This window comes from Rothia sp. P5764 (genome assembly GCF_048512965.1).
Classification (GTDB): domain Bacteria; phylum Actinomycetota; class Actinomycetes; order Actinomycetales; family Micrococcaceae; genus Rothia.
Window position 1 is genome coordinate 138,789 of the sequence record NZ_JBLXXQ010000002.1, and the last position, 13,862, is coordinate 152,650.

11 protein-coding genes are annotated in these 13,862 nt (G+C 56.6%); 3 read left to right on the forward strand and 8 right to left on the reverse strand.

Annotation, left to right across the window (positions count from 1 at the left end; all coding sequences use genetic code 11):
• Nucleotides 1-53 precede the first annotated feature (53 nt).
• The 5 genes from pgl to tkt form a co-directional block, all read right to left on the reverse strand.
• Nucleotides 54-830: a 6-phosphogluconolactonase gene (gene pgl, locus ACN08Y_RS04290; RefSeq protein WP_419111939.1), complete on the reverse strand. Its 777-nt coding sequence runs from the start codon at nt 828-830 to the stop codon at nt 54-56.
• Nucleotides 823-1,806 carry a glucose-6-phosphate dehydrogenase assembly protein OpcA gene (locus ACN08Y_RS04295; protein ID WP_419099811.1) on the reverse strand — a complete coding sequence of 328 codons (984 nt, stop codon included), beginning with the start codon at nt 1,804-1,806 and terminating at the stop codon, nt 823-825. The genes pgl and ACN08Y_RS04295 overlap by 8 nt, the downstream gene beginning before the upstream one ends.
• Nucleotides 1,803-3,344 (reverse strand): glucose-6-phosphate dehydrogenase, encoded by a 1,542-nt coding sequence (zwf, locus tag ACN08Y_RS04300; protein WP_419111940.1) that lies wholly within the window; start codon nt 3,342-3,344, stop codon nt 1,803-1,805. Before zwf ends, ACN08Y_RS04295 begins: the two co-directional genes overlap by 4 nt.
• Before the next feature lie 153 nt (nt 3,345-3,497).
• The gene (tal, locus tag ACN08Y_RS04305; protein ID WP_419099768.1) at nt 3,498-4,604 is read right to left on the reverse strand and encodes a transaldolase; all 1,107 of its coding nucleotides are present in this window, start codon (nt 4,602-4,604) and stop codon (nt 3,498-3,500) included.
• Between the two features lie 137 nt (nt 4,605-4,741).
• The gene (tkt, locus tag ACN08Y_RS04310; protein ID WP_419111941.1) at nt 4,742-6,853 is read right to left on the reverse strand and encodes a transketolase; all 2,112 of its coding nucleotides are present in this window, start codon (nt 6,851-6,853) and stop codon (nt 4,742-4,744) included.
• 485 nt (nt 6,854-7,338) lie between these two features.
• Here tkt and ACN08Y_RS04315 point away from each other — a divergent pair, with 485 nt between their 5' ends.
• Nucleotides 7,339-8,280 carry a heme o synthase gene (locus ACN08Y_RS04315; protein ID WP_419099810.1) on the forward strand — a complete coding sequence of 314 codons (942 nt, stop codon included), beginning with the start codon at nt 7,339-7,341 and terminating at the stop codon, nt 8,278-8,280.
• Nucleotides 8,281-8,356: 76 nt separating this feature from the next.
• Here the strand turns inward: ACN08Y_RS04315 and ACN08Y_RS04320 are convergent, their stop codons facing one another.
• Genes ACN08Y_RS04320 through ACN08Y_RS04330 form a run of 3 tightly spaced genes read right to left on the reverse strand, consistent with a single transcriptional unit; the run spans nt 8,357 to nt 11,214 of the window.
• Nucleotides 8,357-9,439: a COX15/CtaA family protein gene (locus ACN08Y_RS04320; RefSeq protein WP_419111942.1), complete on the reverse strand. Its 1,083-nt coding sequence runs from the start codon at nt 9,437-9,439 to the stop codon at nt 8,357-8,359.
• 30 nt (nt 9,440-9,469) lie between these two features.
• The gene (locus ACN08Y_RS04325) at nt 9,470-10,255 is read right to left on the reverse strand and encodes an ABC transporter permease (RefSeq protein WP_419099765.1); all 786 of its coding nucleotides are present in this window, start codon (nt 10,253-10,255) and stop codon (nt 9,470-9,472) included.
• A complete protein-coding gene (locus ACN08Y_RS04330; RefSeq protein WP_419112051.1) occupies nt 10,252-11,214 on the reverse strand; it encodes an ABC transporter ATP-binding protein in 963 nt (320 codons plus the stop codon). Before ACN08Y_RS04330 ends, ACN08Y_RS04325 begins: the two co-directional genes overlap by 4 nt.
• Before the next feature lie 320 nt (nt 11,215-11,534).
• Between ACN08Y_RS04330 and ACN08Y_RS04335 the strand changes: the two genes are divergently transcribed.
• Together ACN08Y_RS04335 and sufB are read left to right on the forward strand one after the other, a co-directional pair.
• Entirely contained in the window at nt 11,535-12,302 is a 768-nt protein-coding gene (locus tag ACN08Y_RS04335; RefSeq protein ID WP_419110478.1) for a helix-turn-helix transcriptional regulator, read from the forward strand.
• 100 nt (nt 12,303-12,402) lie between these two features.
• Nucleotides 12,403-13,860, forward strand: a complete 1,458-nt coding sequence (sufB, locus tag ACN08Y_RS04340) for a Fe-S cluster assembly protein SufB (protein WP_419099763.1) — start codon at nt 12,403-12,405, stop codon at nt 13,858-13,860.
• The last annotated feature ends 2 nt before the right edge of the window (nt 13,861-13,862 follow it).

A 13,862-nucleotide genomic window follows, 5' to 3' on the forward strand; every position in this document is an offset into this window, starting at 1 on the left:
ACAGCTAAAGAACAGCGGCCAGGGGGTAAAGCAGCGGCCGCTGTTCATCAAGCTCAATTGGCGTTTGATGCCAGCGCATCTTCTGTTACCAGAATCAGTGTTTCAAGCAGACCTCGGGCACCTGCGGCGGGAGTCGCTGTGAGAATCTTGGCGGTGAGCTCGCTTTCTGCTAGCTGGCTAGCAGCCCTCAGCCGAGCCGTTGCATCTGCCTTATCGCTACCAGCAATAAGGAACCAGATACGCTCTGAGTAGTTAATGACCGGCAGGGTCAGGCTCACACGCGTGGGTGGCGGCTTAGGGGAGTTATGAACCGCGATAGCAACTCCCTCAGCGTCCAGGATCTCGGTTCGGTCGGGGAAGAGCGAAGCAATATGCCCATCAGGCCCCATACCTAGTAGGGTGAGGTTAAAGAGAGGGGAGCTCTCACCAGCGGGTGCAAACCGTGCCAACTCTTCGGTGTAGGCAAGGGCCGCTGCCTCAGGCGAATCAAAGGTGTCAGAAGCCCCCATGACATGCAGGTTCTCCGTGGGTAGGCCCAAAGAGGTGAGCAGGGCATGGCCTGCCTGCTGCTCGTTGCGGTCAGCATGACCGGTGGCAACAAAGCGCTCATCAGACCACCAGAAATGAACCTTAGACCAGTCCACGGTAGAACTTAGCGGGTGCTCAGCGATACCAGCGAGAACAGCGATACCCATAGTACCGCCTGTGAGCGAAATATGGGCCACGCCCTGAGCCGCCACAGCGGTCGCCGCAACATTGATGATGCGGGTTGCCCCAGCTAGCTGGAGCTGAGCCTTATCGGTGTGGGCAACAAGAATGGGTTTAGGCATCGTAGACCTCCGTGTAGTCAGCGCCTTCGGTTGCGGTATCTTCCGCATTAATATCAACCACGATGTTGCAACCATCGACAACCGATTGCAAGACCTCCCCGTAAACTTCATCGGGGTCCAGGCGACGCAGTTCTTCAGCCAAGCAATCTGCCAGGGACCGGACCGGCAGAGAGATCTGCTGGTCAGGTGTACCGGGGGAAGAGACTGTGGCAATGTTCCTGCCGGGGCGGTGGATGGTTACCCTTCCATCTTCACGTTCAAGCTGCACCCGGTAGAGGCCACGCTGAACATCGGTGGTGCGCAGATGAACGGTCGCACCCAGTCGGGTGCCCAACCATGCACCCAGCAGAACGACCGAGGGCGACAGGGATGAGCCTGAAACGGTCACCTTGCTGACGGGCGCGGGGCCGAGCTGATCAAGTACAGCAGCAATTTGGATGCGCCACAGCGTTAGACGAATCCAGGCCAGGTCGGTATCTCCGTCCTTGTAACTGTCGGCCAGTTTTTCAAGCACGCCAAGCGGGTCGTAAGCACGAGCCGAATCGGTGATACGACGCTGAGCAATCCGGCCGATAGAGTGCTCCGCTGGGTTCTCCGGAACCGAATGCGGCCACCAGGCAACAATGGGGGAGTCAGGCAGTAGAAGTCCGGAAATGAGAGATTCAGTAGCCACAGCCGCACTACCGTAACCGCGTAGAATGATCAGCTCTGAGGCACCGGCATCGCCACCAACGTAGATGCTTGCATTGAGCTGATCAGGGGCATCCTGACCGTAGTCAATATGAACAATAATGCGGGAGGGATGCTCATAGGAAGCCTTGAGTGCCGCCTCAACAGCGGTCTTCGAATGCCCCTTTTCAGCCAGAATCACCAGGGTCAGTACACGAGAGGATGTGGTAGCGCCCTCTTCGTTGCGCAGACGGGCAAGTTCCTTGGCGATTTCGCCAACGGTGGTGTCATTAAGTTTTCTCATTATGGGCGTCTCCAAGTGCGACCGTCACGTTCAAGCATGCTGTGGGCAGAAGCCGGTCCCCAAGAACCGGGGGCGTAAGGCTCAGGCTTAACCTGGTGCTCTTCCCAGTACTCTTCAAAGGGGTCAAGAATCTTCCACGACAGCTCAACTTCCTCGTGACGGGGGAAGAGCGGTGGCTCACCGAGTAGTACATCCAGAATCAGGCGCTCGTAAGCCTCTGGTGATTCTTCGGTAAAGGAGTGGGAATACCCAAAGTCCATGTTCACATCACGAATCTCCATCTGGGTGCCGGGTACCTTAGATGAGAAACGTAGGGTCATACCCTCATCAGGCTGGACGCGAATCACGATAGCGTTCTGACCTGCCAGGTGGGAGCTACCTCCAAAGAGCTGGTTGGGGGACTTTTTGAAGACCACCGCAATCTCGGTGACGCGGCGGCCCAGACGCTTGCCCGCACGCAGGTAGAAAGGAACACCGGCCCAGCGGCGGGTATTAATGAAGAGTTTGAGGGCCGCAAAAGTTTCGGTACGCGAATCCGCGGGGATATCATTCTCATCAAAGAAGCCGTTGACCTCTTCACCACCCTGGTTGCCGGCCGCATACTGGCCAATAGCAAAAGCCTTCTCGATATCCCGGGGCACCTGAACGGCCTCAAGAACCTTAGCTTTCTCTGCCCGCAGGTGCTCAGCGTTAAAGCTGACGGGTTCTTCCATAGCGGTCAGCGCCAGAAGCTGGAGCAGATGGTTCTGGATTACATCGCGGGCCGCACCCACCCCATCGTAGTAGCCAGCACGGGTTCCAATGCCGATATCCTCGGCCATTGTGATCTGCACATGATCCACATTGTTGGCGTTCCACAGGGGCTCAAACATTTGGTTAGCAAAGCGCATGGCCAGAATGTTCTGAACGGTTTCCTTGCCTAGGTAGTGGTCAATGCGGAAGACAGAGTCTGCTGGGAATACGCGCTCGACAATAGCGTTGAGCTCACGAGCGCTCTGCAGATTGTGGCCAAAGGGCTTCTCGATAACGACCCTTCGCCAGCCCTCATGCTGATTGTGGTTGGCTAAATCATGGTCAGCCAATTTTTGGAGAACCTGGTCAAAATCCTTGGGCGGAATAGATAGGTAGAAGGCATGGTTACCACCAGTACCACGGGTTTTATCAAGCTCGGCAAGGGTTGCCTTGAGCTTCTCAAAAGACTCGTCGGAGTCAAAAGTACCGGTCACAAAACGAATACCGGCAGCAAACTGGTTCCAGACATCCTCACGGAAGGGCGTACGAGAATGAGCCTGGACGTGGTTCCGAACCTCATCACGGAAATCCTCGTGGCTCCATTCGCGACGCCCAAAACCCACCAAACCGAAGCTGGGCGGTAACAAGCCACGGTTGACCAAGTCATACACTGCTGGAAGCAGTTTCTTGCGTGCTAGGTCACCGGTGACGCCGAAGAAAACCAGAGAACTGGGGCCAGCGACGCGGGTCAGACGGCGATCGCGTGGATCGCGCAGAGGGTTTGATTCGTGAGTGTTGGCCACTGCCATGAATCCTTCACAGGTTGCTATGGGCGGTAGCTGTAGCTGGCTTAAAGGCCAGGGGGATACGCGCTACCCTGTCTATGCATTAGTTTACCGGGCTTACCTGGCCGAGAACCGAGAAGGGTACCGGCCAGGTCAAACCCCGATCTACTGGGGTCCTTATGCCTCAGAGCTGAGTGCTGCCTGAACGGTATCGAGTAGTTCCTTCCAAGAAATCTCGAACTTATCTAGACCTTCGGTTTCCAGCTTCTCAACTATCTCCTTGTAGGAGATACCTACTGCTTCAAGTTGGTTGAGTACCTGGCTTGATTCTTCGTAGGTGCCTGCAATCGCATTACCGGTGACCTCTGCATGGTCAAAGGTCGCCATGAGAGTTGCCTCAGGCATGGTGTTCACGGTGCCGGGGGCGGCAATCTCGGTGACATAGAGGGTGTCGGGGTAGGCGGGGTTTTTGACACCTGTTGAGGCCCAGAGCGGGCGCTGGCGGTTAGCCCCAGCGGCTTCAAGGCGTGCCCAGCGCTCTGACTCGAATGCCTGCTCGTAGACCTCAAAAGCCAGACGGGCGTTAGCAAGACCGGCCTTGCCACGCAGGGCCAGGGCCTCCTCGGTAGCAATGGCATCGAGACGGGCATCAATTTCGGTGTCGACACGGGAGACAAAGAAGCTAGCTACAGAGTGAATCTTTGACAGATCCTTACCGTTCTCCAGTGCTTTCTCTAGGCCCAGCATGTAAGCGTTGATGACTGCGCGGTAGCGCTCCAGCGAGAAGATCAGAGTGACGTTGACCGAGATACCCTCGGCCAGGGTCTGCGCAATGGGGGCAAGACCCTCTTCGGTGGCGGGAATCTTAATCATGACGTTTTCACGGCCAACAGCGGTGTAGAGCTGCTTTGCCTGAGCAAAAGTTGCATCAGATTGGCGAGCCAGCAGGGGGCTGACCTCAATGGAGACGCGACCGTCAAAGCCCTGGCTTGCCTCGTAAATGGGAGCAAAAACGTCGCAGGCATCGCGTACATCATCAATCATGGCGGCGAAGCCCGCGGCTTCTGCCTCTGTGCCCTGCTCTGCGAGTTTTTTCATCTGCTCAGCGTAGGCCGCGCCGTTGCTCAGTGCTGCGGCAAAAATACTGGGGTTGGTGGTCACGCCAACAACGTTTTTGGTATCAATCAGGGTCTGCAGGTTACCGCTGGACAGGCGTTCACGGGAAAGGTCATCGAGCCAGATGGAGACGCCGGCGTCGGAAAGCTTCTGGGTAGGTGTAGTCATTGGTATATTTCCTCTGTAGTTGCTTGCCCTAGCCGGGCTGATGTGCTCCGGCTAGGGCTCATATAGGTCGAGAGCAGAGAGCAGAGAGCAGGTCAGCCGCCGCTCTTTGTACGGGTACCGCGCACGGAACCCTGTGGTTATTGGGCGGCCTGGATGGACTCGCGTGCTGCTGCAGCTACTTTCTCGGCGGTGAAACCGAAATCAGCGAAGAGCTCTTCGGCTGAGGCAGATGCACCGTAGTGTTCCAGAGAGACAGCGCGACCAGCATGGCCCAAGAGGTCCTGCCAAGACATAGCCAAGCCGGCTTCGACAGTAACTCGTGCCTTGACAGCGGCAGGGATAACCGACTCGCGGTACTCCGCACTCTCAGCGGCAAACCATTCGCGGCAAGGCATGGAGACAACACGAGCCGCAATGCCTTCTTCTGCAAGCTGGGTGCGTGCGGCCAGAGCAAGCTCAACCTCGGAGCCGGTAGCAATCAGAATGACATCCGGGGTTCCCTCGGTATCAGCCAGCACATAGCCACCGCGTGCGGTGCCCTGGGCTGAAGCGAACTTCTCACCCTCAGCCTTGGGGTGCAGGTCTTCACGAGCAAGGTTGGTCAGGTTCTGGCGTGAGAGCACCAGGCCTGCCGGGTGATCTTTGATCTCGAGAATCTTACGCCAGGCAACGGCGGTTTCGTTACCGTCTGCGGGGCGGACGACATCCAGGTTGGGGATAGCGCGCATTGCTGTCAGATGCTCTACAGGCTGGTGGGTGGGGCCATCTTCACCCAGCCCGATGGAGTCGTGGGTCCATACGAAGATGTTGGGTACACCCATGAGTGCTGCCAAGCGAACTGCAGGGCGCTGGTAGTCGGTGAAGACAAAGAAAGTGCCGGAGAAGGGACGGGTTGGTGAGGACAGAGCGATACCGTTGGTAATAGCCGCTGCTGCGTGCTCACGAATACCGAAGTGCAGGACGCGACCGTAGGGGTGGCCAGTCCAAGCCTTGGTGGAGCGGGCCTGAGGATTGAAGCTCTTCTCGGTGTCAATGGTGGTGTTGTTAGAACCGGCCAGGTCAGCGGAGCCACCCCACAGCTCTGGCAGGTGGGGGGCCAGGGCGTTGATGACCTTACCGCTGGCGGCACGGGTAGCCACAGCGGTACCAGCCTCAAAGACAGGTAGAGCCTGGTCTAGGTCCTTGGGAAGTTCACCGGCAATAAGACGCTCGTAGAGGGCAGCTTCTTGGGGATGAGCCTGCTTCCAGGTCTCAAAGTTCTTGTCCCATTCGGCGCGCTCAGCGGCACTACGAGCAAGCAGCCCGCGAGTGTGCTTAAGAACCTCAGGCTCAACAGCAAAGTGCTGTTCAGGGTCAAAACCTAGAATCTTCTTGGTGGCGGCTACCTCGTCGGCACCCAGTTTGGAGCCGTGAATGCCGCCGGTGTTCTGCTTATGAGGTGCCGGGTAGCCAATGATGGTGCGCAGTTCAATAAAGGAGGGCTTATCGGTAACCTTCGTGGCCGCCACGATAGCATCGTAGAGCGCCTCAACGTCTTCCTGGTACTCTCCGCCTGCGGTCCAATCGATTGTGGTGACATCCCAGCCGTAGGCCTCGTAACGGGCTGCTACGTCTTCGGTGAAGGCAACATCCGTGTCATCTTCAATTGAGATGTGGTTGCGGTCGTAGATGACAACCAGGTTGCCGAGCTGCTGGTGACCGGCAAGCGCGCTGGCTTCGGCGGTAACGCCTTCCTGAACATCGCCTTCAGAAGCAATGGTGAAGATGGTGTGGTCAAAAGGCGAGGTGCCGGGAGCTGCTTCGGGGTCAAATAGACCGCGCATGCGGCGCTGCGCATAGGCAAAACCTACTGCCGAGGCCAGGCCCTGGCCCAGTGGGCCGGTCGTAATTTCTACACCCTTGGTGTGCCCGAACTCGGGGTGGCCGGGGGTGAGGGCTCCAGCGGTACGCAGAGCCTTGATGTCGTCGAGTTCCAGACCAAACCCGCCTAAGAAGAGCTGGTTGTAGAGAGTTAGCGAGGTGTGTCCAGGAGAGAGGATAAAACGGTCTCGGCCTGCCCAGCGATCATCGGTAGGGTCGTGGCGCATTACTTTCTGAAAGAGCAGGTATGCAACGGGGGCCAGGCTCATTGCGGTACCGGGGTGGCCTGAACCGACCTTCTCAACTGCATCCGCTGCAAGTACGCGGGCGGTGTCAACTGCCCGCTGATCTTTTTCAGTCCATTCAAGTTTCTGGTTCAGATTAGGCATAGGCCATCCTCTCTCGCTCTGGTTGCCCAGATATAGTGACAATTATTTGTCAATCTGCCCTGCCAGCACTGGTCTTCCGTGCGGGGTAAATGGGCAAAAAGTATCTTCTCTAAGGATAGTTCACACCTGCACCTACTGGCCGGGTTCGCCTGTGGGCGGACGGAGGTGCTAAAGGGCACCCGGGCAACATTAGGCACAGCCTGCCCTGTCGTTATACGATGTAATTTGAACAAAAGCTCTTTTGGCCTGCTTGCAAACGATTTTTACACCCCTCATAAGTGACCCAAAACACTAAAAACTGGGTAACTTGGTGTAACAGCTGGCCATAAAAAGATTGAGTGGGCATGCGCCACGAAATCACCGGGAATTTCACATAGTGAATACCACTACCGGTAGGTAGTTATAAGAGCACGACACTCGACCTGTAAGGGAAGTCAGTATACGTGAAGGGCCATGGCATCAACACCGTGATTGACCGCGATAAGGTGCGCTCTACAGCACCTGAGTCGGTTGTACCCGGCCAGATTTCCCTGATGCGCAAGGTGAAGGCGTACATTCATCTGACTAAGCCTCAGATTATCGAACTCCTTTTGGTGACAACAGCACCCACCATGATCTTTGCTGCGGGGGGCTTCCCCAATCTCTGGCTCGTTCTCAACACCATGATCGGTGGATCCCTGGCTGCCGGTGCCTCGTGTGCCTTTAACTGCTACATCGACCGCGATGCCGACCGACTGATGAAGCGTACCGAGAAGCGCCCCTTGGTCACCGGTGAGCTCACTGACCGCCAAGCCCTGGTATTCGCTTGGGTGCTATCGGTTATTTCGATTATTTACCTCTACTTCTTGGTGAACCCGCTAGCCGCAGCTCTGGGCCTAGTCGCAATTTTCCTCTATGTCGTCTTCTACTCGCTCTGGCTCAAGAAACGCACCAAACAAAATATCGTTTGGGGCGGCCTTGCCGGGTGCATGCCGGTATTCATCGCCTGGGCCGCTGTCGAAAACACCATTTCCTGGGCCGCTCTTGTGCTCTTCATGGTGATTTTCCTCTGGACACCCCCGCACTACTGGCCTCTCTCCATGAAATATGCCGAGGACTACCGTGCCGCCGGTATTCCCATGCTAGGAGCCACAGACTCTGCTAAGAGTGTCTCTGTCCAAGTCGTTCTCTATGGATGGGCTATGGTGATTTGTTCCCTGCTGCTGATTCCCTTGGGGGGAGCAGGCTGGGTGTATACGATTGCCGCCTTGCTGATTGGTGCCTGGTTTCTCTACCACTGCCACAAGCTTCATGCTCTGGCCCTCAAAGAACAGGCTACGAGCCGAACTGCCATGGTGGTCTTCCACGGTTCCATTACCTACTTGACTGTACTTTTCATTGCTCTGGCTATTGATCCTTTTGTGGGTTCAGCTGTTCTGTCAATATAAGCGCAAGACAGAATAAAATTGGGGCCCGGCCTGCTCGCTGCAGGCTGGGCCCCCATTTTTTGCATTCAGTCGTGGCCTAGCTGATACGCTCCAGTGCACGCTTGCGGGAGGCTGCACTGGATAGAACCAGCTGACGCTCAATAAGCGACGCAGCGGCTAGAGAGAAGATACCTGACCCAATCAGGTGGAACTCAACCAGCCAGGCAGGTAGGCCGTTGAAGTACTGGGTGTAGCCCACAACTGCCTGGTAGCCCAAAACAAGCAGAACCCAGAAAAGGGACTTGGTGAAGATCGGGGCTAGAGCGTATTTACGGACCAATACGAAGAAAGCCAAGACCGTGGCGCAGTAGGTCCAGACTAGGGTTCCGTGGAGTCGGGTTACCAGCACAGGGTCAAAAGCATGACGGTGGGTTTCAGCATCACCAGCGTGAGGTCCGGTACCTGTGGTCACGGTACCCATAAAGATGAGTGCGGCAACCAGAGCGAAGCCTAGCCAGCCGAGGACCCGCATAAGGCCTGAGCCTTCACGAGGTGCCTCTGCCGCCAACCCCTCAGCCTGAGCAGTACCACCAAAGTACCGGTAAATACGATTGAGATAGATAGCCGCAAGTGCAATCATGATTGCCGACAGGATGTAATGGGCCGTGACCATCCAGGGGTTGAGTTTCTGCCAGACAGAAATACCACCGACAACCGCTTGGACGGGGATGCCCCAGAGCAGAAGCAAAGTGAGATTGAAGAGGTCCGCATAGCGGGACTCGTGGGCACGGGCACCAAAGATGAGCTTTTTGACGAAGAAACCGGCGCTGACCCGCTGAGGGAAAACGATGCCCAGGATAGCGATAAAAGCGACAATTGTGATAATAACCAGCACAAAAGTCAGGAGGCGGTTACCGAACTCCACCAAGCCGTGGATGCCCATTTCGGGGGTGGTTGTCCAGGATCCATCGGAGGTGCACTTAGGCCAGGTGTCACAGCCCAGCCCTGAGCCCGTGAGACGAACAACGCCACCGGAGATAATCAAGAAGATATTGGCGATAGCTAAAGCCCAGGCTGTTTTTTTAATCCAGGGGGTATAGCTGCGGGGTATGACCTTGCTAGCTACTGGTAGCCGCTGAGCTCTCTCAGATGAGGGGGTAGATGAGTTCCTGCTAGTCATGAACTTTTCTTTCACTGGTGGAGGGTGGTCTTAGGCAGACCATTTGAAGAAACGGACGGCCAGAGCGCCAAAGAGCACGGTGCTCAGAATCAAAATAATGTGAGGTACCAGGAGGAACTGGTGGCCCACAAAATCCCCGCGTAGAGCATTACCGAGTGCCGCTGAGGGCAGGAGGTCGATCAGCTGCGAGAGCCATGCCGGGTAACGGTCGGTGGGAATAAGGATACCGCCTGCACCTGCCAGGATGACCCAGGCCATATTGACAATTGCTAGGGTGGCTTCAGCCCTGACAGTACCAGCTATGAGGAGTCCTAGGGAGGTGAAGCAGGCCGCGCCCAGTAGGAGTGTTGGGGCTGAGAGCAGTAGACCGGGGATAGTTGCCGTCCATCCAAGAAGCTGCCCGAGCGCACCTACCAGCAGGTACTGAATGAGGAGGACCGAAAGTACGGCCAGTACCTTGCCGGCTACCAGCCCGCCGCGCCCCAGCGGAGTGGTGGAAATAAATCGGAGAACACCGTAGCGGCGGTCGAAGCCTGTGGCGATGCCCTGACCTGAGAGCGCCGTGGAGAGAACACACAGGGCAAGCACACCGGGGATAGCAACGTCGATACGGGCTACCCCGTACCGCTGTGCCCAGGGGTCTAGGAAGCCAGTGAAGTTGAGGGCCAAAATCGCCATGACTGGGAAAGCGACATTGAGCATGAGCTGTTCACCATTTTTGAGCATAGCCAGGGTTTCAAAACGGCCCTGAGCAAGAATGCGCGCAGGGGAGGAAGCGGCTGTGGCCTGTTGGGTTTTGGGTGCTGTAGTGCTCATCGGATTTCTCTGCCTGCTAGTTCAAGGAATACGTCTTCGAGGGAGCGGTTAGCCAGTTCAAATTCACCGGGCATGATCTTGTGTTTAGCCCAGTAAGCCGTCAGCTCCGCCAGATGCTGGGGGGTGATGTCCCCGACTAGCCGGTAGAAGCCAGACGATTCTTCAAGTAGGGTGATCTGCTGAGCCTGAGCGGGGGTAAAGATAAGGCTGCTGGTCAGGCCGGGCAGAGCAGTGAAGGTCAGGGTCTTTTCTGCCTGGCTACCAGCCATAAGCACCCGGTCCATAGTCCCAGAGAGAACCACTGAACCGCGTTCAATCATGTACACATAGTCGGCAATTCGCTGGGCATCATCGAGCAGGTGGGTGGTCAAGATAACCGCGACACCGGCCTGGCGCTGTTCACGAATAATGTCGAAGACAACGGCCCGTGATTGCGGATCGAGGCCAGCGGTTGGCTCATCGAGAAAAAGAACCTCTGGACGTCCAATAAGTGCTGCTGCCAGGGCAACCCTTTGTTTCTGGCCGCCGGATAATCTGCGAATAGTGGTTCCGTTGAAAGCGTCAATTCCCAATCGCCTGGCTATTTCATCGACGTTCAAGGGGTCGGAGTACATGCGGGCGACATGCTTAAGAAGGGGGATAGGCCTAACAGCCGGAGGTAGGCCGCCGTCCTGAAGCATAATGCCAACCCTAGCACGCAAGTCGGGGGAAGCTCCCCAGGGGTTCTGGCCCAGCAAGGAGATAGTCCCAGCATCAGGATTGAGCAGGCCCTGGGCGCATGCAAGGGTAGTCGTTTTGCCAGCACCATTGGCACCTAATAGGACGGTTACCTGCCCCCTATGAATTTCTAGGGAAAGGCCATTGACCGCGCGCTTAAGACCAGTGTCAGTGAGGGCATCTGGGTGCTGGCGTGCGTATGCCTTTGAAGGGGAGAAGTCCTTGACCAGCCCGTCAATCATGAGAGCAGGTGAGCTCTGGTGAGCTGGGTTTTCTTGAGGGCAGGCGGTGCCGGGGCTATGGGAGTGTGTAATCACCCGTCCATTCTAGTGGCTTCCAGAGGATGTTGAGGTCTAGCTGGGCGTTTGAAACAACTTTCTCAGCTAACTTTGACCGCCCGCGGTCGATGACTCCTACTTTAGCGGGCAAATAAGAGGTTAATATGAGAAACTCATAATAAATGTGACCAACTGTACCCCGTTAAATAGGGTGACCTTACTAGCTTAATGTCGGCCAATTACGACATACTTTATTGGTGTATTCCGCAGAGAAAGGCAGCACTGTGTCCGTAAAGACAACGCGCCCTGCAGAAACAGAGGAACGCACCCGCGATCGCGTTCTGCAAGGAGTTCTCACTCACGGCCCTGTTTCTGCGGCCAAACTGGGTGAGCTACTCAGCCTTACCCCGGCAGCTGTACGCCGTCACCTTGACGCCCTTGAAAAAGATAACCTCATTGAGGTTGCCAGCCACCGACAACACGGGGCAGGCGCTGGTCGTCCCGCCCGGCGCTACGTCATAGCACCCCGCGGCCACAGCGAACTGGGCAACGACTACTTGGACATTGCCCGCGATGCCCTCACCATGCTCAAAGATGCCGTAGGGGAGAGCGCGCTCCGTCAATTCGCCAGCGCGCGGGCCCACGAGATGGCAGAACGCTACCGCCCGGTTGTTGAAGCAGCGGGAGACGATGTATCAGCCCGAGCTGAAGCCCTGGCTGAAGCCATGACTCGAGACGGCTTTGTGGCCACTGCCCAAGAGATGAGCCCGGCACGCCCAGGCTCTCGCACCAAGCTCCCCGACCACCTGCTTGCATCCATTCAGCTCTGCCAGGGGCACTGCCCGGTCAGGGACCTCGCCGAAGACTTCAGCGTTTTCTGCGACCAGGAAACAGAGATTATTTCCGACCTCCTGGGAGTTGACGTGCGCAGGCTTTCAACCATGGCCAATGGCGCCCACGTCTGCACCACCCACATTCCGCTGGGGCGGGCAGCGGCCACTCAGCTCACCGAGCAAGACGCAAGAGCTACCACCGCTGATAGAAACCAATAGACTTTCCCACCGGGCCTTACCCGCCACAAGAGGTCAAGCCCGGAGAGAAGAAGATTTCGCTGGCCACCCAGCGAAAACCAACCCACCAAGAAAGGCCGTAATGACTGAACAGGTTGAGCGCAAGGCCAACAACACCGTCATTTCAGAGATTCTGGAGGCAAACCCCGAACTCGAAGGTATCGGTACCTACGAGTACGGCTGGGCCGATTCAGATGAAGCGGGCCAGGCTGCAAAGCGTGGTCTGGACGAAGATGTCGTGCGCGACATTTCAGGCAAGAAGAGCGAACCCCAGTGGATGCTTGACCTCCGCCTAAAGGCTCTCAAGTTCTTCGACCGCAAACCCATGCCCAGCTGGGGCGCTGATCTGTCGGATATCGACTTCGACAACATCAAGTACTTCGTTCGCTCCACCGAACGACAGGCAGAAACCTGGGAAGAACTGCCCGAAGACATCCGTAACACCTACGAAAAGTTGGGTATCCCCGAGGCAGAACGTAACCGCCTCGTCGCTGGTGTTGCCGCTCAGTACGAGTCTGAGGTTGTCTACCACCAGATCCGTGAAGACCTTGAAGCCCAGGGCGTCATCTTCTTGGATACCGATACCGCCCTCAAAGAGCACCCCGAATTCTTCGAGGAATACTTCGGCTCCGTTATCCCCGCCGGCGATAACAAGTTTGCAGCGCTGAACACAGCTGTATGGTCCGGTGGCTCCTTCGTCTATGTTCCCCCGGGAGTCCACGTAGAAATCCCTCTGCAGGCCTACTTCCGTATTAACACCGAGAACATGGGCCAGTTCGAGCGTACCCTCATCATTGCCGATGAAGGCTCCTACGTTCACTACATTGAGGGTTGCACCGCCCCCATCTACAAGACCGACTCACTGCACTCCGCTGTGGTTGAAATTGTTGTCAAGAAGAACGCTCGCGTTCGTTACACCACCATTCAGAACTGGTCCAACAACGTCTACAACCTTGTGACCAAGCGCGCTATCGCTCACGAGGGCGCAACCATGGAATGGATTGACGGCAATATCGGCTCAAAGGTCACCCAGAAGTACCCCGCCGTATACATGGTCGGTGAACAGGCTAAAGGCGAGACCCTATCCATCGCATTCGCCGGTGAAGGCCAGCACCAGGACACCGGTTCCAAGATGGTGCACATCGCCCCCAACACCTCATCAACTATCGTCTCCAAGTCGGTAGCTCGTAACGGCGGCCGTGCGGCCTACCGAGGCCTGGTTCAGGTCCGTGAAGGTGCCTCACGAGCTAAGAGCTCCGTGGTCTGTGACGCCCTGCTGGTGGACACCATCTCCCGCTCAGATACCTACCCTTACGTAGATATCCGCGAAGACGACGTCACCATGGGCCACGAAGCGACCGTCTCCCGTGTTTCTGAAGAGCAGCTCTTCTACCTCCAGCAGCGTGGCCTGCCCGAGGACGAAGCCATGGCTATGATTGTTCGCGGCTTCGTAGAGCCCATCGCCCGCGAGCTCCCCATGGAATACGCCCTAGAACTCAACCGCCTGATCGAACTCCAGATGGAAGGATCCGTAGGCTAAAT

Bases quoted from the DNA above. Each gene is read 5' to 3' on its own strand.
- tal (WP_419099768.1), bottom strand. From the start codon at position 4,604: ATGACTACACCTACCCAGAAGCTTTCCGACGCCGGCGTCTCCATCTGG.
- ACN08Y_RS04320 (WP_419111942.1), bottom strand. From the start codon at position 9,439: ATGACTAGCAGGAACTCATCTACCCCCTCATCTGAGAGAGCTCAGCGG.
- sufB (WP_419099763.1), top strand. From the start codon at position 12,403: ATGACTGAACAGGTTGAGCGCAAGGCCAACAACACCGTCATTTCAGAG.
- ACN08Y_RS04330 (WP_419112051.1), bottom strand. From the start codon at position 11,214: ATGATTGACGGGCTGGTCAAGGACTTCTCCCCTTCAAAGGCATACGCA.
- tkt (WP_419111941.1), bottom strand. From the start codon at position 6,853: ATGCCTAATCTGAACCAGAAACTTGAATGGACTGAAAAAGATCAGCGG.
- ACN08Y_RS04325 (WP_419099765.1), bottom strand. From the start codon at position 10,255: ATGAGCACTACAGCACCCAAAACCCAACAGGCCACAGCCGCTTCCTCC.
- pgl (WP_419111939.1), bottom strand. From the start codon at position 830: ATGCCTAAACCCATTCTTGTTGCCCACACCGATAAGGCTCAGCTCCAG.
- zwf (WP_419111940.1), bottom strand. From the start codon at position 3,344: ATGGCAGTGGCCAACACTCACGAATCAAACCCTCTGCGCGATCCACGC.